The organism is Lysinibacillus parviboronicapiens, assembly GCF_003049605.2.
Taxonomy (GTDB): Bacteria; Bacillota; Bacilli; order Bacillales_A; family Planococcaceae; genus Lysinibacillus; species Lysinibacillus parviboronicapiens.
Genome location: NZ_CP073713.1, coordinates 220731 through 245837, shown reverse-complemented (window position 1 = coordinate 245837; position 25107 = coordinate 220731). Strand labels below are relative to the sequence as shown.

Genomic DNA, 25107 nt, shown 5'->3' with positions numbered 1-25107 from the left:
CATCGAAAAAACGACCATTTTACTAGTTGCAACATTTACTCATGATAAGTAAGCGGTTTATTCCCCACGATCGAATATGTCGCTGTACTTCTGCCTCTTTGACCAACGAGCAATAAGGTTTATCACAACAAATTTTTGCATAAAAATTAAATTCTAGTGGTCTAAGTTGATATCATAAAATAGTATGTACTCATGTACATTACGCCGTTCTTAAACTGTATGGTGAGTATAACGAGATTTAATCTTGAAGAAAATCAAAAAACCCGAATAGTCCACTTTAAGTGTCCACTATTCGGGCTCTGTCCATAATGAGATGAATGTCTTGTTATATTGTCTACTTATAGGGTTTAGTTTATTATTAGCGACTTATAGCCTTTTCGATTTCCTAGTTAAAGCTTTATATACTATAATCCACTATACCCAAAAGGAATGGGTATTATTTCGATATCTTATCTTGCACAAGATGCTTATTTCCATATTTATCAACTATAACGATGACAATATAATCTCCCTCAATGAATGGGAATATATTATTTGTAATAGGCTGCACTGTTCGACCATTTGTAAGTGGTGTCTTGCCTTTACCATCACTGAGGCTTGTTAATGCGCCTGAAGTGTTTGGATCAATGACCTCAATTGGTTTTACTTTATCGATGTCCGTTTGTGAATATGTCTTACTGTATACTTTGTAGTAGAAGTTGACCTCTTCGCCTGGTTGTACAGAAGGATCAGCAAACGTAAAGTCAAATGTTGCATTAATTTTATTACTTCTATCTACAGAAATTGGTTCTTGAAGCTTAGCACTTTCAATATTCGTCGTAAGGGTTCTATAGATATAAGATGCCGTTGGTTTACCATTCGCAAATGGTAGTTGTGTATTTGCAATCACTGCACTGCCTTTATCGGTAATATTCGCATTAACCGTTAAAGCAAAACTTTGATTCACTTCACTATTAAAGGTAATAATCATCTTACGTGGCTTCCATGTTTCTCGTGTCGAAGCACCATCTTCCCATGCCCATGCATAGCTTGGTAAGGTAGCTGTTGTCCCATCTAAATTAGTTAAATTAAAGATTGGTTGGTTGTTAGCAATGATGCTTCCTGGACTGGATGGGTCACCAACTGCTTCAGAGAATGTGATCTCAAATGTTTTCCCATCGATTCGCTTGAAGATAGGGTCTTCTACACGCGGTGCTGTGCCATCTGAGTAGAAATCTTGCTTCATCCAACCTGCATTCGTTTCATCATGATTGTCTCCTGCTGCATTGGCTTTGTAGACCGTGATATTACCGTAAGTATCCTCTGCACCTAAATAGACAACGTAGTCTGTATGTGGCGTTGCTGTGAAACCTGAGGCCTCTGTTAATGGGAATGTCCCTTTACCACTCTTTGTCACAGATGGACTAGATTTAAGTTTTTCCTCTAAGAATTTGCGTTCTGCCGGCGTGTTAATTGTTAAATTAGCTGAATCATTTGTTGTGCCATCTGTATTTTTTTTCGGTACAAACCAATAATGGAGTTTTGTCGTTTCATCGGTATTGAAACTAATCATAGCCTTTGTATCATCGTTTTCCTTTGGTTTCACTACTATATCTTTAATTAATGGTGCTTTCGTATCGCCAAGTATTTCTTTTGATGCTATTTTCGAGATTTCCCCACCACGATCCTTTAAGACCATATAAACAGAATAGCTTAAGAATGGATTAAGTTTGTCTTTTGAAATAGAAATTGGGAATTTTTTTGTTTCTTCCTCTAAATCTGCTGGCCCAGAGCCACGTTCAATATAAATATCCTGCCCGCCAAGTTGGAAGTAACCAGACTTTAATGATGATTCAATCGCAAATTCATTAACGAAATCGCGTTCTGTAATACCCTTATCTGTTAAATATTGCTTAAAGGTTTTTGTTTCACCATTGTCTACGACTATATCCGGTAACACCATGTAATAGTACGTACCAGCCTTGTTTGGTTTAAATTCAACTTCTACACGTTTAAAATTATCAGATTGGTCGGGTTTGCTAACAACATTTTTAATTGAAATAACTGGCATATCTAGTTTTTCATGCACGTATTCCGCATAGTTTCGAATATTTTTACCAGGCTGAACTGTATTTGCATTTTCAAAATCATTATCCGCTAAATCTTTTACGCTAGGTAATACCGTTACCCTTAATGTATCACCATAGACAAACCCTGTTCCAGATGGGATTGTTAATAATACTTTTTTATCGCCTTCTTTATATTCCACTGCAGAAGGCTTAATTTTATTTTGACCAGTTGTATTTACAATGACTGTTCCAGATAAATCATAGTTATTTACATTTCGGGCACTTTCAGGATCTAATGCTTCGTTAAAATACACGTAGAATTGGTTTTCCTTACCGGCTGGTTCGAGTTTCGTATTTTCCACAAACGGATGAATATTATCCAATGCACCTGTTTTGAATTCTTTTACAGCCTCTTTTGGAATCGGATCTACTGAGTTATTTCCAGAGTTGTCCTTCATTACTACATAAAGTTGATATTCTGTTTCAGCCTCTAAGCCTGTTAGAATTTCCGTAATTGCTAAATCACCTGCAACTGCCTTACCTTTTCCTGTTGGATTGGCAATGACATCTGCGGTTGTCGGATCTGCAGCGGTTGTTTTCTTACGTACATAGTAATAGTAATCTCCTGGCTCACTTGCTACGAATTTCATTTCCGCCCGTTTACCACCATGCAGAGGTAACACGGTTAAACTACTCACTTTCGGCGGCGAAGCATCCTTCATTTGGAATGTTTGTGATACAATGTCGGAAGCATTTTTCGCACCGTCAACTACCATCACGTAGATGACATATTCTTTTTTCTCTCCTAAATTAGATACTTTGATGGTATTCGTGCCGTTTACTGCTGCACCTGTTCCGTTCGCCACATTCTCAACAGAATGACGGTTCACCATTTCTCGTTTTGTCGGTACTTCAGCGCCTTTTTCACGGACAATATAGTAGTACGTACCGACTTCGTTGGAGTGGAAGTCTGCTTGAATCTCACTGCCGTTCAGTACCTTGACACCTGAGATGCTAATAATTGGTTTCGTTTTATCTGACGGTTTTTGATTGTCGATATCGTCCTTATCGATCGGTTTGCCGTCTGGGTCTGTAATACTTCCTACGTTATCTTTGTCTTCTAGGAAGTCATCGAATATATTATTTGGTGATTCGCCCTTTGGAATAATGACTTTGTCAATATACGTATAGTCGCCGATATCAATCCAACCATAAGCATTATCAACGTATAACGTACCTACTCGACCATCTATGTATAGCTCTAAATCCGTAAAGCTATTGTAATTGATCCAGTCGATATTACTATCTCCGTATATTGTCAGCTTTGTCTCTGTATCAAGATTGAGTGTGCCAATATTACCTTGAATTTCAAATTCACGGATATTGCCGATAATATCTACACGTGGTAATTTTGTATTCGTTTCGATTTTCGTACCACTTTGAGACACGACAAGGCGTGACACCGAGCTATTGTAAAATTCGATGTGCTTTTCAACATTTTTCATCGTCACCTTATCTTTTGACCAGTTGACAAATGGCTTGTCTTTATCAGGGTTCTGATTTGTCCAATTTTGCAGATCTGTTGATGGATTATTATTTGTCGAATTATCCTCTTCTGGTTTTTCTGGGTTAGACCAGTTGATAAATGACAGATTATTGCTTGCCACACGGCCAATGGCTAATGGCTTATAGGTAGAAACATTTAAATGTAAAGGTGGACGTACAGTTTCATTGACAAGCATGGTGCCTGTTAATGTTACATTGGAGAATTCAATATAGTTGCCATTGACAACGATTGTTGCGCCAAAGGATCCATTTTCTCCATCTAGCTCTAAAAATCTTGAACTCGTTCCGCTCGCATTTAACGTTAACTTGGACACAGAATACAGCGTTTTACCCGAAAGGTCTCCTTCAATAAGAGCACCCTTCAACACATCTGCGTTATACTCGTTAAAAATATGAGCAAGACTTTCTGGTACTGTGTATGGTTCAGCATTTATGTAGATAATGTCATCTTCAACACCTGTAACCTTGTATGATGTGGCATTACTCTTTTTGTCTTGAGAACGCACTATAAATGATGCAATTTGTCCACGTGTTACCGCATTGAATGGAGAGAATGTGACAGGTGTTGTCCCTTCCGTCACTTTTAAATCTACTAGAGTTTGAATATAGGCTGCGTTACTTGTTTGACTCGTGACGTCTTGGAAACTGTGGTTGTAATTAGAAGCCACTTCAAATTTAAAGCCAAGTACTAAAATTTTTGCTAATTGCCCTCGTGTTACAACTTCATTTGGCATAAATGTTCCATTTGAATAACCAGACATAATTCCTGCATTTTGAAGAGCAGCAACATATTTATAGTATTCGTTACTTTTTGGAACATCTTTAAAGTAAGGATCTTCGACATTTTTTACATCCAATTTTAACACCGTCGCCAGCATTTTAGCAGCTTGGCCTCGTGTTACATTTTGATTTGGACGGAAAGTTTTATCTGCAAATCCACTAATAGCACCCTGTGAGTATAATTTTAAAATATTTTCATAATGGCTAGAATACTGGTTAATATCTATAAAGGGTGAAGTAGCAGCCGCTGCCTTTTGCGGTGGGGGTATCACAACTGCAATTCCACTTGTAGCAAAAACAGTCGCAATAAGCGCCTTGTTTACTTTTTGGATTTTTGTTTTATCCATCTCACTCTTCCTTTCGATTAAAGATTGATGCGTGCAATATTATTTTCATCATACCCTTTATATCGACAGGTTGATAGCGTACCTTCATAGATAATTCTAAAATAATAGTAGGAAAAGCAAGGATACTTTCCTAGGTGTAAGTGGATTTTCTACCACCAAGCATTAGCTAATAAAGCTGTCGTTCCTAGCCAATAAAAAAACAGTTTGGACACTGTACACCGCAGTCATCCAAACCGTTCCACTAACCAACCACTTATCTTTTCCCGTATTTTAATCCCTTCAATCTAAATATACATCAGCCTGTATTGCACCAAGAGAATATTCCGATAGCTGTCCGAAAATGGCTAAATCGAGTTACACGAGTTTTTTGTGCAATATAAAAAGCCAAGAAGCATCGGTGCTCTCTTGGCCTTTACGATATATAGGCATACATCTAGTCGTCCTTGTAATGTCATAAGGGAAAGGGGGATAACCTTACGTCTTGCCAAGTCGATCGAGAGATGTGTCCCGAGTTTACGTATTATTTGAACGAAGTTATGAAGTCATCTGGTGAATGACTAAAAATAGCTTGCCCAAATGATCGTCGCATTAATCATGTACCCCATAATTAGAAATGTAAGCCTATCTATTTTCATTATTTTGCATTTGGTGTTGTCCGGGCCACCATAACTTGATTTCGTCCAGCTTGTTTTGCTCGATATAAAGCACCATCTGCTGCCTCGATAAGCCCTTCAATCGTATCAGCCATCTGCGGATACACGGCAATCCCTGCTGATAACGTTACTGGACGGCCACAAGGACTTATGGAATTAGCTAAATTTCCACGTAGTTGCTCTGCCACTTGTGCCGCTTCCTCAGCTGTTGTATTCGGCAATAGCATGATGAATTCTTCACCACCGTAACGACAACAAATATCTCCATCACGTGCAACGGTCTTCATATTTTGCGCTAAATATTGTAGTACCTTGTCCCCCACGGCATGACCATACGTATCATTGACACTCTTAAAATGATCTAAATCCAACAAAATAATTGCATGTGGTAACAGTTCTTCCTGCCATTTTGCAAGTACAGTATCCATTGTCCGGCGGTTTGTTACACCTGTTAAAGGATCAGTAGTAGATTGATCCTTAAAGTAAGACACTTGTCCCTGTAAAAACGACAAGCTTCTAACCAGCGCACTTTTCAAATAATAGGCTTCAAAATACCAGCTGCGAACAGATTTCAATCCCTCTACATTTTTCTTATTCAAGCTCTCCTCTGTTAATGTCGCTAATTGTTGCAATGGATGTGCAATACGTGTTGCTGCCCAAAGTACAATAATGATGGACACCAACATAAGAGGTAACGCTTTTATCCCTACATCCTGTACCCGATCGAATGACGGTTCTAATGCAACATTTAATGGTCGCTGTGAGACGACACCCCAGCCTGCTAACGGAACTGCACTATAACCTGCAAGCATTTCCACACCTTTTGTATTAACAACCTGTTGTGACCCGTTGTTTCCAGCAACCACCGCCTGAACAACTTTATTTTCAATCGCGATATCATTAATGCGGCTTGGATTTTGGTGATAAATAATACGTCCATCCGCGTCCACTACATACACATAAGAGCCATCATGGTAAAAATGCTCTCCAAGGAGGGAATAAAAGACGTTTTGCTCCTTCAAATAAATTGTTCCAGCCACCATCCCTAAGTATTCATCCGTCTCTGAAAAAATCGGATACGAAATAAAAATAATCAGTCGTCCTGTTAGCCCCTCATAGGGCTTGGAAACAAGAGGTTTTCGCTTAGATAATGCTTCTTTTGCTCCAACAGAAGTTAACACTTCCCCCTTCACTTCGACAGAAGGTGGAGAAACCGATAACACAAGACCGTCTGCATTGGTGACAAGTACTGAATTAAACATATTATTTTGCATTTTCAGGCGTTCTGTTACTTCATTTAATGCATTTTCATCATCCATTTTAGACTTAATGGTACCAGCACTATAGCCTAAGATCTGAAACGATTCCTCTAAATACGAACTCGCAGTTGTCGCTAACTTTTGCGCATATACACGATTTGTTTCTAGAGAATTTTCCCTTATGGAATCGACATTCATACGATAGCCGCTCCAAATGCTACCTATACTCGTGAAAAAGAATGCAGCCATCGCCACACTCATTATCAAATGCTTCAATTTTATTTGTCTTGATTTCATCTCTATTCTATGCCCCTATTTATAGTATTTCATTTAATGTATGACCATCTTTCCACAATAAAAATTCCGAAAATCTTTTCACTATTCCTCTATTAAAACACAAAATATTCCCAATTAAGCACAATTCATTGTTTTTTGTAGAAAAGAATATGTCAAAATAGTGTTGTTTTTAGAATGATGCTATAACCAAAGTCATATAGTTGGAGAAATACCAAAATCTTTTTATCGTATATCAGGCAAAAATATAGTAATTTTATATCTATAAAGCTACTATACTTTTGATATATTTCTATTATAATTTGTAATTTTACAAAAGAGGGTTTGATATATATGTTGCGTAAAACTGCTCCAATGCTTTTCAGCTTTAGTATGGCTTTTTGGGCGAACGCTTCGCTTGTTCACAAAAAAGGCGCAAATTCAAAAATGGCCGGAAACAATAGTCAATCTTTGGCATTCATGTCTCAACCGCTTGTAAGATACCAAAGTGAATACAACATGGTATGGAATCGTTATTATGATGATTACGCTCAATTTCATCTTATTGGTACTCAACATGGTAAAGCGGTTGGTGGCTATGAAACACGTCCTGGGTATAAAGTTTTTGGTATTCAAATTGGCGCTAATCGTACGGATGTAGAAAAGAAATATGGCTCGCCTCTCACGGCCATTCACCGTCATCGCACGAGTTATTTGCTTACTTATCATGATCCATCTGGTAGCCCTACCCATGGAACTTACCTAATTGATCAACACTATGTCACGTTTTTCTATGATTTGCATAAAAGTGATCTTGTTCGTTCTGTAACTTGGGTATCCACTGCAACTGAAATGACCAAGCCTGGTTATTATAATGGTCCTTCAGAAATTTTACGCACAGGGTTTGAAGATTTGATGGTTGAACTCATTAATCATGATCGTGTATGCGAAGGATTGCAGCCTCTAATTTATGAAAGAAAATATAAACATATTGCTCGTCAGCATAGCAGTAATATGATTACACATGACTTTTTTAGTCATAAGGATCATCTAGGTAATCATTCCAATGATCGCCTAGCGGCTGGTGAGGTAAGCTACTACTGGTATGGAGAGAATATTGCTTATGGTCAGTTTAATAGCATCTTTGCCCATGAAGCATTGATGAATTCAACAGGACATCGGAGGAATATTTTGAGAAAAGAATTCACACATGTTTTTGTCGGGGTTTCTTTTAAGGATAATGGTGCACCGTATTACACAATTAATTTCTATTCTGAGTAAAGGTACTATTTACGATTTTCACAAATTATAAGCGATGATTTACGCTGAGCGTTACATCTGAAAAATCTCTATGTACAACCCTATACCTAGAGATTTTTGTGTCTATTGTGTGACTGAATTTTCAAATAATAGACATTTGTTGTCTGAATTTTGCTAGAAAATCTATATTCTAAATTTTTTTACTTTTATTGTTATGCTGACATATAATTTTCTGACAAATTATTTTATAATGAAATTTAACATAGTCAAGTCAACTGCACATCTGTTATAATACTGATAAATTTATAATATTCTGTATTAATACAGATTTTAGTAAAACACGCTTTTCACAATATGGGGATAATGAGAAAAGCGCTACAATGGCTTCTTGCTTTTGTAGCCTACACAAAAAGGGGTTGGGAGATTTGGGTATTTTAAAGGGGTTAAAAATTCTCGATTTTTCTGCATTACTACCAGGGCCAATGGCGACAATGATATTTGCAGACCTAGGTGCCGAGGTCATTCATGTTGAATCTTCTAAACGAGTAGATTTAACACGTATTATGCCTCCATACGATGAAGATCATGAGGCTTTTATTCACCAACATTTAAACCGTTCCAAAAAGTCTCTTACATTGAATTTAAAATCACCAGAGGCTGTAGAAATAGTAAAATCTCTTGTTCAAGAGTACGACGTGATAATTGAAGGATTTCGCCCTGGAGTCATGCAACGTCTTGGCATCGGCTATGAAGCGTTAAAAGAAGTGAATCCTAAGTTAATTTATTGTGCCATTACAGGTTATGGTCAAACAGGCCCCTATAGCAATCGGCCTGGGCATGATAATAATTACCTGTCACTTGCAGGGGTACTCGATTATTCACGTCATAAAGACAAAAAGCCTGTCTCCATGGGCATTCAGCTTGCAGATATCGCAGGGGGCACAATGCACGCGGCAATTGGGGTACTTGCTGCTGCATTACATCGTGAAAAAACAGGGGAGGGGCAGTATGTCGATATTAGTATGACTGATGCTGTCTTTTCACTCAATGCGATGTATGGCTCGGCCTATATAGGCGGAAATCGTGTACCACAACCTGAACAAGAAATTTTAAACGGTGGCAGCTATTACGATTTCTACAAAACAAAGGATGGACGCTTTTTCTCCGTGGGAAGCTTAGAGCCACAGTTTCGTAAGCTACTTTGTGAGGCACTTGATATTCCTGAGCTAATTGATAACACGTTTAATGATTCGTACTACACACAAATACGTTTTAAAGAGGCAGTTCACGATGCATTTTTATCAAAAACCTATGAAGAATGGCTTGAGGTCTTTAATGAAAATTTCGAAGGTTGTGTGGAACCAGTATTAACCTTCCCAGAGGCATGTAAGCATCCACAGCTACAAGCTCGTAATATGATTGTTGATATTCCAAAAAACGACGGCTCAACGCAAAAACAAATTGCCTCAGCTTTTAAATTCGACGGTTATCAGCCTGTATACAAACATGTTGGCGCTAAACTTGGCGCGCATAATGAAGAACTTCTTAGCGCACTTGGCTATAGTAGTGAAGAAATTGCTGCACTACAAGAAAACGGTGTTTTAGAATAAAAACAGAGTGTCCTCGGACGTCTTGATAGGACGCATTGGACACTCTGTTTTTTTAAAAATTACACATACGCGCTTATAAACGTTCGAAGCTTCCCAAAATGATCGTCAATGAGTAAATATTTTTTATATACTTCCATTAATTTTTCAAATAGCTCATATTGTTCAGTCACAAATAAAACCTTTAATATATTCACCATGTGTAAAGACGAACTCTGCGCTACCAAATAATAAGGTGCATCTGGCTCACAGTAATTTTGACGCCACTCCTCCACAGATAGACCAATGTGTTGCAACGAATTGTTTACTTGTAGAGCAATATCTTGTTGTACTGACGCCTCCATCGCTATAAATTGCTCATTACTAAAGTTTTGTTGCACTAATGCCGCATGTATTTTTTTGTTAGATGCTAGCACATTCTCTTTGATAAGCGTTAACCCTTCATTATAGCGCTCCATTTTCACATAATTATCAAGTAATACAGCATACATATTTTCTAGATAATTGAGCGCATAATTTTTTATAATCGCCGGTGGTGTTGGCTTTCGGTTGGGCAGTAAATCTTTATATTCTAGCATAATCTCTATTGCGTAATTATTCAGTCGTTCATCCTCTAGTAAGTACTCCCCATAATGAATAACAGTTTCATGATCCTGCTCCCCATGCCCCATATGCAATAGAATGTACGCAATGAGTACTTTCTCTTTTTCAGTTAACGCATACATTGAATAACGCCAATCTGCTTCAAAAGAAGTAATCAAATCCTTCACACATTGAAAATCCCCTGCCGACAAACGGTAGTGCGTCACAATTTGATAAAGACGAAGTTGCTTTTTTGCCAAACAGCTAGCATTATGGTTATCCACAAAAGTTATGCACTTATCCAGATTTTTTCTGTAATTATGCACAAAGTTATTCACATGTGCATAAGTTATTTGCGCTGAATGTTCAAAATGACGCATCATTTCGTGGATAAATGTGAATTGTTCTAATGGTCTGTGGATAAGCAGTGAATAAACTTTTTTAGTAAAGAGCCAGTGCCAAAATAAAGCTTCTTCTTTATATATCATATGCACAAAATACTCATCTTTAAATTTATATAAAAATATTGTTTGTAAGTCATTCACAGGCAGCGTTACCTGCCAACGCTTTCCGAAAATAAGCCAGATTAACCGCTCTAAGTCCATCGTATGCTGTGCGAAAAGTTGCTCAAAAAAAGTTTCTTTCCCTTTTTGCGTATAAAAAAAGGCATTGAGTCGGTCATGGACAAATTTTTCATCAAGTCCATGCTTCTCAAAAAAAAGTTGCAGTTCGGTGGATACTCGTCCCCAGTATTTTCGAGCTGTAGAGAAAGCAATATTCATTGCCGCTTCTTCATTGACCAAAAATAAGTTTGGTGACAGCGTCATTCCTAATATTTTGGGATCCTTTTGTGTGCTGATTTCCGCCCATTTTGAAAGTAATTTTTCTGCACCCTTTTCGCCACTTTGACTATATGTCATGAATAAATGCTCATCACAATCCAACAGCATACAACCGGAGCCCCCCATCAAATTCTCCCAACAAAGATCTTCCCCTGTCATGTAAAAATACGTTCTTCTAAAAAACTTGAATACTCTTTCTCCAATATATCAAATCTTATCCAACATATGCTAAAAAATTATGGATATGCCTAACAAAAGTGCAAAAGCGCTTGTTCAAATTCGACAAACTTCTTCAAACACACAATAAGCCATCTAAAAGCATGCATATGCACCTCATAGATGGCCTACTTAATATAATTTTTAAAATAACATATAGCATAAAAATAAGGCAATGAGTCCGTTGGACAGTTGCTCATAAGTTGGTAGCCCAATCGCATTGTCACAAATAGCTCATTGCCTATGTGATATGTACAACTTCAAAAAAGTTATACACCATACCCGAATAACATCGAGAAACACTCATTCTCATAGCAGTAGACGTACAATAAAAAAAATAGTTACAAAAAAAGTGACTCAACTGAGACACTTTTTTCTGCACCGAACAGGAAGTCGGGCTATCATTTTTAATAGCGAATACTAGGCTTCCATACGGTAAAATTTCACCAAAACATCGGATATTTTCGAGTTTCTCGTAAATTATTTATCAGCACACCAAAGATTACAATAATAAGAGCACCAATTAGTACAGGCATGACTAAATAGCTCCAACCATAGCCCCCTAAAATAATAATAATCGGATTGGCTCCAGCCGGAGGATGTATCACCCCTGAAAGTGCCATACAAAAGATTGTTAAACCCACACCGAGGCTAATGGATACAATACCCGATCCTAACAGTGAATACATAGACAACCCAATTACAGCCGATATAAAATGCCCGCCAATAATATTGCGTGGTTGCGATAATGGTGCATTCCATACAACAAAGACAAGAACACAGCTGCCACCAAGAGATGCCATTAACCACGGTGCTCCTGTATAATTTGTTAAACAAAGCAAGACAAAAATACAGATTAAGCCACCAAACGCACCTGTAGCAGCATCAGCAAAATTTGTTCTTGAGGGAGCATGCCCCCCTCCGTTCATTTTGGATATGTATGTTTTTATTCGTTGATTTTTTTCTTCTTTTTCCTGCACTCGTACGAAATCTGCCATAACCCGCCATCCTTTATTTACAATAATTCTGTCGAACATAGTCTTTTTTCTAGCTTTTCTGAGCATTTTCTATTATATCAGCTAGTAAATAGAATTCAATTTCTATTTGTCATATTTTAGACAAAACTAACCTTTACGAGCGACTCTATTAATTACCCAAGAGATTTCTGACAGTGCTTATATTTGTTATCTATTTTCAGCATAAAAGGTATTCACAATAGCCCTATTAATGACTGTAGTACGCTTCGAGCAACTATTTTCCGTCATTTTTGGACTTTGTCATGTCCAATTAGCTAGCTTCTTCTAATTCATGGCAGCAAATACACGTTCAATTTTCCATGGTCCACCGTTCTTGATTCAGCTCTTCTTGACGTTTTGCCTCATATGCACGCATTTCCTTGCGCACGATTTTCTTTTCAAATTTACACTTGTTCGCACTCACTTTTATCTGTGTCAAATCAATAAAGACTTGGTCAGAGCTCCATAATCTTTGATTGCAATTTCTTTTAAGATGAGATAGAAATCTGCTGAGTCTTGAAAGTAACATTCATAATTTTTACCGAAGACGCACACTCGTTGATTGGAGCGCAGGCGGCGATTTCTGCGGGAATAGCATGAGCTGAAGACCCCGCAGGAGCGGAGTGATGAGGAGTCTGAGGCCATGCCCGCGAAAAGCGTTCGCCGTAGCGCAAATCAATGGTTTCATATAGTTACTTCTATTTGAAAAGAAAAAAGCCTACCACTTAAGGCAGGCTCCGTATTAATCATATTGTTTTTTCACTGGTTTAAAAATTCGCGCTTTCTTCAGCACCGTTTTCGGCACTTGGAAGGTTGCCGTTACTACGCCAGGATGACGACCGATTTCAATAGAACCTGTAATCGTCGCACGATTCATGACCTCCGGCTCGCTCATCTCGAATAACCGTGCAGCTCGACTAATAGCATTATCTGTTGCCTCATTCAATGTTGTACCTGATCCTACAACTGATACTGGGAAGGCTTCCTCTACCTGCTTAACACCAAATTCTTCAGCAAGCTCACGAGCACGTTTTTTTTCTTCTTTCGTAAACGGCTTCGCTGTATATGGCAAATCTTCTTCATTCGGTAAGATAATTGGACCTTCTAATGTCACTTTTTTCAAAACATTCACCTGAAGTTGAACTATTCCTGCTACATCTGTTGTATGCCCAGCAATTTCTCCATCACCCTGCATCGCATGCATATCACCAATATACACACCGCCACCAGTTACCTTAACAGGGCAAATAATCGTAGCGCCTTCGCGTACACGGCTAATATCCATATGACCATCTGTTCGATGTGTATCTAGTTCAGCTTGTGTAAACGCATATTCATGTGGTGCACCAATCAAAAACGACCCAAAATCACCAGCATTATGGGAGTCTGGCATCGCCTTCGAGGGCGTTGTCCCAAGTTGACCTAAAAACGGGCGCATTCTTGCCATAATACCAATTAAATCGCTTGGTGCCAAAGCAACAGCTGGATTTTGCACAGAATTTTCAGGTGTGCGCATATAATTTTTAGCATCGAGTGCAATGCGACGGGCACCTTCGCGACCAACTGTCACACCGATATTGCCCTTTTGATCTAATGCCATTGTGTAACCATTTGTCATTTTAAATGGTGAAGTTTCTGTATCACAAGTTGAACAACGAATTGCCTGTGGTCCAATACCTTTAACTACAGTACTTGGATGAAGCTTACCGCAGCCTGGGCATTTCACTGACACAAAAGGATCGCCAATAAATCGATCGATAATTGCCTCATCATGACCAGATGACGTTGCAAGAGATGTTACCTGAATCGACTTAATTGTAATGGCAATGGCATCTCCTACCTCAGCACCTTCTACAAAAATAGGCTTTGTTACTTCATGGCCGCCACGAATCCTAGGTGTTAGCATTGGCCCCCAACAACCTGGCGTTGTGTTAGCAATAATCATGCCCCCATCTTTTACAGGACCAAGCATTTTCTGCTGGGGATCTAAAATACCATCAATAAACTCATTTACGAATAATGTTTCCACGGCTTGCGGCTGCTGTACAATGACCTCATTTTCCGGTTGTTTAACTTTCTCATGTATTTGTAATTCGGTTATCATGATTACCCACTCTCCAATTCCTAAAATTTTTATATGTAGTAAATTTACTCCTTAAATAAGGGTAAAAGAGAGCTCTCCACTTAAACGAGCAGAGAGCTATAATCATTATTTATTAATATACAAATCGTAAATATGTGAGAAGTCTTCCTTAACGTACTTTTCTTTATGATCTATCATCCATTTACTTGCGAAGCTTGTAATTTCTTTGAATGACGACGCGGGTGATATATTATCATTACCAATGCGTCCCATTGATGCTGAGGCAATAGTAAGGCTCTGCTCCGCTACATTAAACTTGTACGCATTTTGCTTTTGCTCGTAACCAATGGCATGTAACGCCTTATACAAGTCCTTAATTTCATCAATAAAACGCTTATGAATGTCGATTGATAGCTTTATATCGCCTATTGTAAACTTAATTTCGACATCAAGATCAATAGTTCCTGCTGTTTCGAGAAAAACCTCACTAACTTTAAACATTGAATAGTCATAGCGACGTAGTAATCGCTTTTTACTCATCGCATTGGCACCATCTACATGGATGAGGGCACGGTTTGTAAAGCAATATTCATCTGCTTTGGTTTTAATCAAAAAATAGATTTTCTCGTCTAATTCATGCAGGATAAAATCATCCGCATCTGTTTTGTCAAAATCTTCATGAGATATGACTACCCCAATATCTGAAAGCCCTAGTGCATCTGCCGCTATTTTTTTAAACATCGTCATTCCTCCTGAATTGTTAATACTATTACTACGCTTAGGCTACCTGGAAAGTTTCATATAATTAAAAGGCCTTTGTGTACGTTTATACACAATTGACTTTAAGTTAATGCGACACACCTTAAGGGCAAATAGGAAGTACAAAGCCTGAATAATGTTCAATGACGTATTCAAGTGATCTTCTTTTGTTTTAGTAATCGACTTATCCTTACATCCGATCTGTTCGCTACTCTTAACTATATCGAAGCCCATTTGCTAAAATACTCATTTAATTTTTAGTTACATTCCACTACATTTCGTCTTCTTAGCAGGTTTCATTTATAATGAATTTTATAATGACTAATTGCGCTCCAAGCAACTTCCTAATATACAGGCGAAGCGCAATTATTCAGGATCTATCAGTTATGAACATAAATAAAAATGAAAGGGCGTGTGAAAGCATGCAGGAACCAATTATTTTAGTCGTGGATGATGAGGCTGACTTAGCAAATCTTCTAAAGGCTAGTTTACAAAAAGAGGGCTTCAAGCACATATATACCGCTGGCTCAATTTCAGAAGCTTGGGCGAGCTTTCAACAGACTTCGCCCAATATCGTGCTACTCGATGTGATGCTACCAGACGGTGAAGGCTACGATTTATGCCGACGTATTCGTGAAATATCACATGTACCTGTGCTTTTTATGTCGGCTAAAACAGAGGAGATTGATAAAATTTTAGGCCTTGCCATTGGTGGGGATGATTATATTACAAAGCCCTTTAGCCCAAAAGAGGTAGCCTATCGTGTGAAGGCCCAGCTACGCCGCGCAGGATATCAAACACAAGACGAACGGCCAACTCATACATTGGAAACCTTGCAGGTTGGACCTTTTCTGCTCAATAGTGATGAAACCGAAGTACATAAAGACGGCGATTTATTGGAACTAACTGCTAAGGAAATTGGTTTAATGGCCTGCTTTATGCACAATCCAAATCGGATTTTAAGCAAAGAAACGCTGTTTGAACGTGTATGGGGTGAGGATTTCTTCGGCTCTGACAACACTGTCATGGTGCATATTCGGCGACTCCGCGAGAAGATTGAAATCGATGCATCAAAGCCTGTTTTCATTACGACGGTCAAAGGACTTGGCTATAAATTTATGGTGCCTAAAGAGGCGCAGACATGAAGTGGAGACTTACAGCTCGTTTTCTATTTTCAGTAATCTCCATTGTCATCATTGTTATTTTTGTGAATACAGCAATTCTCATAGGGCTCCTTATCTATCAGCAAGTAAGACACTTTGATAATGCTACTACCAGTAATGAGGAAAGCTTTGTCCGAGCGTTTGAGCAGTATGTTGATGAGTCTGGTAATGTCAGTAATGAGGGACTTCAACAATTACATCAACAAAACGCATGGATTCAATTGCTCGATACAAACGGTCAGGTCATTGCCTCACATTTCGCTCCAGAAAATGCCCTTTCACACTATGCACCTGTGGAGTTAATTCAAGTTTACAAATATAAGGAGTTCGATGTTGATACAACGGTTTATGTAGGCAGTAAAGATGATATTAATTATTTAATCGGTATCAAAGGTAGTGGTGTTTCAAGGTATGTCGCCCACATATCTGGTGAATCGACTTTACAACTTGTCGGTAAATATGGGCTCCTTATCGTTTTTGCAGATTTGCTGGTGGCGACTCTTGTAGGTTGGCTATTCGGTCGTGCTTTAACCAAGCCTCTTTACGCAATGATTGAACGCATTCAACATTTAAAAAATCATAAACACGTACCCATTAAAACGCCCAAGGGTGTCTATCAGCCTGTATTTGAAAACTTAAACGAGGTGTCGAGCGAATTAGCAGTGCATGAACAAGAGCGAAAACAGTTAGAAATAATGCGCGAGGAATGGATAAGTAATGTCTCACACGATATGAAAACACCTCTTTCTTCTATTAGAGGTTATGCAGAACTATTGAATAATAAGGATTTAACACTTCAAGAGCAAAGTGAATACGCCCAAATTATCGAAAAACAATCATTGCATATGCAAGATTTACTCGATGATTTAAACTTAACGATGCGCCTAAGACATCAGCAGTTACCGCTTACTTTGACTGAGGTAAATATGGTTCACTTTATACGTGAAATCATAATCGACACTCTCAATATGCCTCAATACGAGCAAGCCCATATTGATTTTGATGCTAATGCCGACGTTATCCAGCACAATATTGACCTGCACTTTATGCGCCGTGCTGTCATGAATTTTTTACACAATGCATTGCTCCACAATGCACCAGGGGTAAATGTTCGTGTCCTTGTCGAAGAGAATTCTATTATAATTTCTGATGATGGCCACGGTATTTCCGCTGAAGATCTTACTCATATTTTTGAACGCTACTATCGTGGTACAAATACCGAGCGCACACATGGCACGGGACTAGGTACGGCTATTGCACGTGATATTATAGAAGCTCATGGAGGATCCGTGACCATTACTTCCGAAGAGCAAAAAGGGACAACGGTTAATATTCAATTAAAAGAAACAATCCAAGATGCCAAAACGCAGTAAAAATACGTGCCAAAGCTTTCACTAAACTTCTGCCCAGAGCTTGAATGTTGCTGGTGCACACTTTACATTCATACAAAAGGTATTCGAAATGATTATATGCCGAATACCTTTTGAAATTTTATCAGAAATATTCTTTGCAAATTGCCCCTATTTTATTAATGACCGTGTACGCTAGGCGCAACTATTTTCTGCCGACTTTGCCATGTCCAATAAGCTAGCTTCTCAATAAGTGAGCTTCACCTGCATGAACAACTTTTTAATCCCTCGTAAGGGTGCCCAACACTTACCATGCTTTTCTTTCGCATCTGCACATACACGTTCAATTGTTTCTTTTCAACGTGCATAAATTTGTTTCATGTCTCTTTGATAATGTATATGAACGGCTTCTTTCACCTATTACGCCCAAATAGGACGTTCAATGATTTTTCGATGTCAGCATTTCTAATGGATGTCATTCATTATTACTTATTGTTCGTCATCCTATCCATCGCCTCGATGACACTAGCTGATTGGAGTGCATGCGGATGACGGCATTCGCCTTTCACTACAGAGCAAAGCTTCCTGCGGGAATAGCATGCGAAGAGGGGCCCGCAAAAAGCGTCTGCTAGGGGATAATAACAGCTTCATATAGATGCTTCTATTTGATAAGAAAAAAGACTGAAGACAAACCCGTCATCAGTCTGAAAGAAGGTTTCTCAGAAATTAATTCTGAGAAACCTTCTTGCTAGTTTTTACTTTAGTTGTTTTTGTACCTTTGCAGGCATATCATCGAACTGTACTTCATCATATGACGATACTTCGTTTTCTTTTTTCACATAAAGCTTTAAATACGCATCATGGCGTAAATTTTTCTGTGCAGAAAACCTCAATGTCATTTCTTCACCCTTCTCATTAATGGCTGGAAGCTCGTACCAATACAACTCGAAAATTTGTCCGTCACTCGCCTTGTATTCCTCTACTTCGCCATCAGAAGTAATATGAACATAATATGTGTCTTTATTTAAACGGTTAAAGTCAACTGTCATAAGCACGACTAGACCTGCCACGAACAGTATAAATAATGCTCCGATACCCAAGAAAACCTTCTTCATTTTATTTGGCCCCCTGTCTCACAATTTTATAAAATGATCGTACTGTGAAGATATAATATAAACCATAGATTGCTGAATATGCGACCATCCATAAAATAACTGGCTTAGTCATATTCATATTAAATAACTTCGAAAATGCTATCAGGGCAAATGAACTATGCACGATGCCCACAACGAGAGGAGCTCCAAATATCACAGCTACCTGCCCCGCAACAGTTTTCAATATTTGTTTACTGTTGACACCAATCTTATTTAAAATGGCATATTTCGCCTGATCTTCTTCTGCTTCAGTTAAGATTTTAAAGTAAATGATGCTGCCAGTAGACGCTAGGAATACGAGCCCTAAAAAGCTCCCCACAAATAGTAGTGATCCAACTGTAGCGATACTGTCTTTATAGCTTTGCGGTACGCTTGAAAATCCCTCTTGGTGATCACTTGAAAGCTGTTCGTAAATCTCCTTAGACACGTTCAGTTGCTTTAAGTCATTGTCCATACCCACTACCTGCAACTTAACATCATCTGCATTTGCTGCTGCAAACTCTTTGTCATTGACTACAAGAACCGTACCAGCTGCAATAAAGTTTAACACACTATCTGTATACATTTCATCGACATGGAAGGAATCACCGTTCTGTAATTTAAATTTTTCACCTGTAAAATCATGCGAAAAACGTTCATCATAACTAGCATCCAGTAGGATTGTAGAACCATCTGCAATTTGTAATTCACGGTCTTTTCCCTGCAATTTTGCTAAACGATTGTAATCAGATTCCTTTAATAATGTATATTCAAAAAATGCAAATTCATTATCAACGCGTAAGCTTTTCGCAGTAAGTGATTCATTGTACAACACATTTTCTTGCGAAAACTCGACAGGCTCGCCTTTCCACATGAACGTATTTGGTAACATTTGACGTACTGACGCTTCTGTATTGTAATACATTCCAAAAACGCCACCACCTGCTGTAATAGTCGTTGCACTTAGTATAGCAATGATAGACAGCGATTTCGCATTTGCTCGAATACGATACAATAATTGCGATACCCCAATTAGATTCAAGCGTTTCCACGACCATGACGTCGCCTTTTTCAACGCTGTAAGAACAAACACGCTGACACTGTGGAACAGTAAATATGTCCCTGCGATTGTTACACCAATAACCATAAGGGGTGTACCTATTATTGTGAATAAGCGCCAAATTGAACTCGTAAAAATATCAGCAGCCGCGGTATAATACCCAAATGCAATGAGCGCCGTCCCAAGAATAGCCGCTACGAATGATGCACGAGGAATTTTCTCCCCCTGCTTTTCTGCATGGAATAAATCAATCAGCTTAAACTGATAAATTACTCGATAACCCTGTAATGAAGTGAATAAGAACAACAGTGCAAAAATCCCTGCAGTATTTAGCACTGCTTCAGATGAAAACGGTAAATTCGCTACGACCTCATAACCCATAAGGCGTACCAAGATTGTAAGTAGCACCTTTGACATAAAGAAACCAATGACAATGCCTAATACTAGTGATATCAGCCCAATAACTAGATTCTCAAAAAATAGCATTAAGCCAATTTTTTGCTTACGCACGCCAAGTAGCGAATAGAGCGCTACCTCTTTTTTTCGCTTCTTCATAAAAAACGAATTCGAATACGCAATAAAAATAATTATAAAGAATAATAGTACAACCGATGATGCACTCATCAGCCCTTTAATTTGCTTTGACATTCCTGTTACGGAAGAAATATCTTCATTATATTTTAATGTTACAAATGTGAAGTAAATCACGATACTAAATACCATCGAAGCAATATATAAAAAGTAATTTGACAAATTACGCTGTATATTTTTTCGAGCTAAGCTAAATAACGTCATTTACTCCACCTCCGATGCTAGAAAGCACCTGTAAAATCTCTTGGAAAAATTGCTTTCTTGTTTGTGTACCACGATGAATTTCTTTAGAAAGCTGCCCATCCTGGATGAATAAAATACGCTGGCAGAAGCTTGCCGCAAAGGCATCATGCGTAACCATCATAATTGTTGAGGCCTGTGATTGATTTAAATCACTCAAACTTTCTAGTAAATCTGTCGCTGATTTTGAATCCAACGCCCCTGTTGGTTCATCTGCAAAGATAAGCTTCGGCTCAGTTACTAATGCTCGAGACGATGCCGTACGTTGCTTTTGACCACCAGAAATTTGATACGGGTATTTATCGAGCAAATCGCCTATGCCAAACAACGCTGCTATCCGATCAACTCTTTCGTTTATTTCCTTAGTTGGCACTTTCGCAATTGCTAGTGGTAGTACTATATTTTCACGAACCGTCAACGAATCGAGTAAATTATAATCTTGGAAGATAAACCCTAGATTGTCTCGACGAAAATCTGCGAGTTCTGCATCTTTCATGCGTGCTAAATTTACATCACCGATGACAATATCGCCTGTCGTTGGCGTATCAATTGTCGCTAATACATTTAGCAAAGTGGATTTTCCGGCACCCGAAGGCCCCATTACACCAACAAACTCACCTTTATCTACTTGAAATGTTATATTTGATAGCGCTGTAAATGTATTCGCGCCCTTACCATACATTTTCCCTACATTTTGCACCTTTAATAATGATGTCATATACGCTCACCTCTTCCTTCTGACTAAAGTATACGACCCCAAACTTACATCAAAATTGTCGTAAGCTTACATCAACCTTAAATCAAATTCAATTTAACAAGATATGATAGAATTTTATTGAAATACATTTGAAATCCATCAACTTCCCAAGGCTATAAAAAAGATCCACACACAAAATTGTGTATGAATCCTTCAAATCCTATACTAGGCTTATTTCTAAAACTTCAACTGAAGCCGTAAAATCATATTTTTGATGCCGCATACACTATTAGCCTAACTTTGTCCTTTTACAGCAAAGATATATTTTATTCAATCTACCTGAATATCGTATATGCAGTTTTCTTTCTGTCTTCTGTCATTACAATATCACTCTATAAACGCCCATTCATTCTTGCGGCCTGCTGTAGCGGGTCCCAGACCCCATTGTATGGCGGCGCATACGCTAAATCTAAATCTAGTAAATCAGGTAAGGTCATTTTGTTGTATAACGCTGTTGCAAAGACATCTATACGCTTATCGACGCCTGCTGGTCCCACAATTTGTGCACCAAGTAACTGTTGGTCTCGCTTCCGTACAACAATTTTAATATACAATCGTTGAGCTCCCGGATAATAACCCGCGATATGACGTGCAGATAATTTATATGCTTCATATTCAAAGCCAAGTTCTTTTGCCATATGCTCATTCATACCAGTTGTTCCCACGGATAGATTAAAGAACTTCATAATAGACGTACCCACAATGCCACGGAATGGCGCACATTTCCCGGCCATATTCAAACCTGCTAGTCGCCCCTGCTTATTCGCTGTTGTTCCTAGTGGTATATAATCCAAGCGCTCCTTCACAATGTTGAAATGCATCGCGCAATCACCTGCGGCATAAATATTTTCAACAGAAGTTTCTAGATGTCGGTTGACGATAACTGCACCATTTTTAGCAAGGACAATTCCTGTTCCCTCTAAAAATTGCGTATTGGGTTTAATGCCAGTCGCAACAATCACTAAATCAGTAGCTAGCGCCCCAGACTTTGTAATGACACGCTCTACTCGCCCATTTCCCTCAAATGCTTGCACTGTTGTATTTAGTAATAATTCAATGTCCTGCTTTTTTGCTTCGTCATGGACATGTTGTGCTAGCTCGGGGTCCAGGATTTTTGTAACATGACTACCACGCTGAATAAGCCGTACTTTTTTGCCACAAGCATGTATGGTTTCCGCCATCTCAAGTCCAATATAGCCCCCACCCATGATTGTCACGTGTTCAATATCAGATGTTAAATCTGAAAGTAAATCTTCTAGTTGCGGAATGGTTTTAACCGTGTGCACACCCGCTAAATCGGCCCCTTCTTCCACTGGCATCGTTGGGGTAGCTCCCGTTGCGATGAGCAGCTTATCGTATGCTATTGTGAACGGCTCTCCGGAAGCGTTTGTCCCAAAAACAAGCTGTTTATCTACGTCAATCCGTTCCACCTCATGGCCAACGCGTGCATCAATGCCATACTTATCACGGAATGTCTCTACATCTCTAGCAATAAGACGTTTTGTCGATGAAATACGACCATCTACAACATAGGGCAATCCGCATTGTCCATATGAGTATATAAAGCCACGTTCTAAGGAGGTAATTTCTGCCCCCGGTACATTTCGATAAATTTCCATTGCGGCTGACATTCCAGCCGCATCTCCCCCGATAATTACGTATTTCATCGTCCAAGCCCCCTTATTTTTTTCTCGTCGCTACTAAGTTTGCATATTCATCTATATACAGTCGGCGTTTTCCGCCACTCACAATAACACGTACGACATGTATGGCGATAACTAGTCTTAAAAAGAACGCTAGTGTAAAAGCTAAGATTGTTAAAACAATTTGCAGTACGTAAAACGGTGAATCCATATCTAATTCAATTTGCCCCAGTATACGAATAATCTCAAAGATAGTGATTGTCGCTATAATTGCCACACAACGGCGCCATGACTGTACGACGATACCTTTCGTTTTATCGCTTGTCATCGTAAAGCGCATAACCCTCATCCCAATGGTTGCGCCGTTTGTGATGCTCGGTACAACCCCAAAAATAAGAATATATAATGCGATTTGCACGATAAACTCAAGTATATCGCTATAACCAGTTACTGCACCAACTATGAACCATACCACGTGTACAATCATCACATCTATAACAAGTGCTAGTAAAATAGACAAAGGCTTAACGATATCTTTTTTTGCAACTTCAGCAGCTTTTGCCTCAACAGCCTCTTGTGATGGAAACATTGCCCACACAATTGGTGCTAAGAAGAAGCCAATAAGTGCACCTATACTATTAAGCATTAAATCATCCACATCAAAAATACGATACGCACAATTAAAGATGCCATAAATACCAGTTACTTGTGTTGTCTCATAAAACAATGTTAACAAAAAGCTCAACATAAATGCACGTTTCCAGTACTTACGATTTTTTAAAAAATAACGCAAGTATACGCCAAATGGCATCAACAATAAAAAGTTAAAGAATGCCTGGAAAAATGCGGGCTGTTTCGTCAATAAGAGCCATGTCTTCGGACTTGTCAGCACAATACCACTATTTTTCATAATATCCGCCATAAATTGAAACGGATGCAAATTATAATGGACAGTGTCTGCTGACTGTAATGAACAGGTATCACGTGTTTCTGGAAACGGTAGCAATACCAAACATAGGGCTGTTAAAAAATAAAAAATAAATGAAAACATAATGATTGTTTTCGATACGGACAAAAAATTATATTTACGATACGTATAAATGAGCCATGGCACAAATAACACAAATGACAATAGTATCGTTATCAATGCTGCCACCACTATGGAATTGGTATAACTTGACATATATGCACCTCTTCTGTTTAAAAAGAGCACGAAATGACTTTCAGTGCCCTCCGTTTAATATCTCTGTTTTTTATTCTAAATCTACTTCAAGCATAATCTACAAATACAACAGTACTATTTCATCAAACTTAAATAATTCTTAAATTGCTTTTGTTTCAAAGGACTACAGCAAGTTGCTAGCTACTAAACATCTTTGCTAAATCGAAGAGCTTCTTTCAGGAAGAACGAAAAGGCAGGTAATGAAAAACCATTCGTTTTCCTTACCTGCTTTCATAGAAACTTATGCTTATGCTTTTGTTATTTCTTCTTTACAAAATGCTAATATCTCTTCTAACTCGTCATCCTCAAGAGCAAAGTCTAAATACTCGCCCTTCGCCTTTTCCATAATGAAATAATTTAAAATAAACGGCTCACTATCTTTTTCGCCAATTAGTACACGAAACTCGATACCTGCCTCATGGTACAACTCATCTTCTTCATCAATGTCTACATCTAAAATGAACTCAAAGCGTTTACCCTCAATAATATTTGTCGGATCTAAAATTTCTTCCATAGAAAATTGTGTAATATTCATTTATACTAGCTCCTTTTTCTTTACCTGTTCTTTTATATAATAAATCAATTTCAGCATGGGTCAACTAGAAAACCCGTATACACCTACAAGCAATTATGCCACAATAAAGTGAATCATCCATTA

Annotated in this window: 16 protein-coding genes and 1 pseudogene; 4 read left to right on the top strand and 13 right to left on the bottom strand. The window is 38.4% G+C overall.

Annotated features, from left to right (window positions below):
- Positions 1-436 precede the first annotated feature (436 nt).
- Together C9J31_RS01325 and C9J31_RS01320 are read right to left on the bottom strand one after the other, a co-directional pair.
- Entirely contained in the window at positions 437-4741 is a 4305-nt protein-coding gene (locus C9J31_RS01325; protein ID WP_107950695.1) for an S-layer homology domain-containing protein, read from the bottom strand.
- 634 nt (positions 4742-5375) lie between these two features.
- Positions 5376-6950: a sensor domain-containing diguanylate cyclase gene (locus tag C9J31_RS01320; RefSeq protein ID WP_107925361.1), complete on the bottom strand. Its 1575-nt coding sequence runs from the start codon at positions 6948-6950 to the stop codon at positions 5376-5378.
- 330 nt (positions 6951-7280) lie between these two features.
- Between C9J31_RS01320 and C9J31_RS01315 the strand changes: the two genes are divergently transcribed.
- Both C9J31_RS01315 and C9J31_RS01310 read left to right on the top strand, forming a co-directional pair.
- Positions 7281-8207 carry a CAP domain-containing protein gene (locus tag C9J31_RS01315; RefSeq protein ID WP_107950694.1) on the top strand — a complete coding sequence of 309 codons (927 nt, stop codon included), beginning with the start codon at positions 7281-7283 and terminating at the stop codon, positions 8205-8207.
- 404 nt (positions 8208-8611) lie between these two features.
- Positions 8612-9796: a CaiB/BaiF CoA transferase family protein gene (locus C9J31_RS01310; protein WP_107950693.1), complete on the top strand. Its 1185-nt coding sequence runs from the start codon at positions 8612-8614 to the stop codon at positions 9794-9796.
- A 59-nt stretch (positions 9797-9855) separates the two neighbouring features.
- Here C9J31_RS01310 and C9J31_RS01305 read toward each other — a convergent pair whose 3' ends face one another.
- The 4 genes from C9J31_RS01305 to C9J31_RS01290 all read right to left on the bottom strand — a co-directional run bounded on the left by C9J31_RS01305 (position 9856) and on the right by C9J31_RS01290 (position 15273).
- Complete coding sequence (locus C9J31_RS01305) at positions 9856-11325, bottom strand: hypothetical protein (protein ID WP_107950692.1); 1470 nt, start codon at positions 11323-11325, stop codon at positions 9856-9858.
- A gap of 551 nt (positions 11326-11876) precedes the next feature.
- Complete coding sequence (locus C9J31_RS01300; RefSeq protein WP_107950691.1) at positions 11877-12431, bottom strand: HPP family protein; 555 nt, start codon at positions 12429-12431, stop codon at positions 11877-11879.
- A gap of 760 nt (positions 12432-13191) precedes the next feature.
- Positions 13192-14553, bottom strand: coding sequence for an acetamidase/formamidase family protein (locus tag C9J31_RS01295; protein ID WP_107950690.1), 1362 nt, complete (start codon positions 14551-14553; stop codon positions 13192-13194).
- A 105-nt stretch (positions 14554-14658) separates the two neighbouring features.
- Positions 14659-15273 (bottom strand): PH domain-containing protein, encoded by a 615-nt coding sequence (locus C9J31_RS01290; RefSeq protein WP_107950689.1) that lies wholly within the window; start codon positions 15271-15273, stop codon positions 14659-14661.
- 440 nt (positions 15274-15713) lie between these two features.
- Here C9J31_RS01290 and C9J31_RS01285 point away from each other — a divergent pair, with 440 nt between their 5' ends.
- Together C9J31_RS01285 and C9J31_RS01280 are read left to right on the top strand one after the other, a co-directional pair.
- A complete protein-coding gene (locus tag C9J31_RS01285; protein ID WP_054768219.1) occupies positions 15714-16436 on the top strand; it encodes a response regulator transcription factor in 723 nt (240 codons plus the stop codon).
- Positions 16433-17827 (top strand): sensor histidine kinase, encoded by a 1395-nt coding sequence (locus C9J31_RS01280; protein ID WP_107950688.1) that lies wholly within the window; start codon positions 16433-16435, stop codon positions 17825-17827. Before C9J31_RS01285 ends, C9J31_RS01280 begins: the two co-directional genes overlap by 4 nt.
- Before the next feature lie 155 nt (positions 17828-17982).
- Here the strand turns inward: C9J31_RS01280 and C9J31_RS23460 are convergent.
- The 7 genes and pseudogenes from C9J31_RS23460 to C9J31_RS01250 form a co-directional block, all read right to left on the bottom strand.
- A pseudogene (locus C9J31_RS23460) lies at positions 17983-18220 on the bottom strand (transposase); the annotation flags it as partial.
- A gap of 338 nt (positions 18221-18558) precedes the next feature.
- The gene (locus tag C9J31_RS01275; RefSeq protein WP_107925350.1) at positions 18559-18918 is read right to left on the bottom strand and encodes a YxeA family protein; all 360 of its coding nucleotides are present in this window, start codon (positions 18916-18918) and stop codon (positions 18559-18561) included.
- A 1-nt stretch (position 18919) separates the two neighbouring features.
- Positions 18920-20791: an ABC transporter permease gene (locus C9J31_RS01270; RefSeq protein ID WP_107950687.1), complete on the bottom strand. Its 1872-nt coding sequence runs from the start codon at positions 20789-20791 to the stop codon at positions 18920-18922.
- Positions 20778-21545 carry an ABC transporter ATP-binding protein gene (locus C9J31_RS01265; RefSeq protein WP_054768220.1) on the bottom strand — a complete coding sequence of 256 codons (768 nt, stop codon included), beginning with the start codon at positions 21543-21545 and terminating at the stop codon, positions 20778-20780. The genes C9J31_RS01270 and C9J31_RS01265 overlap by 14 nt, the downstream gene beginning before the upstream one ends.
- Positions 21546-21916: 371 nt before the next feature.
- Positions 21917-23251 (bottom strand): FAD-dependent oxidoreductase, encoded by a 1335-nt coding sequence (locus tag C9J31_RS01260; RefSeq protein ID WP_107950686.1) that lies wholly within the window; start codon positions 23249-23251, stop codon positions 21917-21919.
- Positions 23252-23264: 13 nt separating this feature from the next.
- Complete coding sequence (locus C9J31_RS01255) at positions 23265-24410, bottom strand: VanZ family protein (RefSeq protein ID WP_107950685.1); 1146 nt, start codon at positions 24408-24410, stop codon at positions 23265-23267.
- 286 nt (positions 24411-24696) lie between these two features.
- On the bottom strand, positions 24697-24984 hold the full coding sequence (locus C9J31_RS01250) for a DUF6509 family protein (protein WP_054768221.1): 288 nt from the start codon (positions 24982-24984) through the stop codon (positions 24697-24699).
- Positions 24985-25107: the final 123 nt, after the last annotated feature.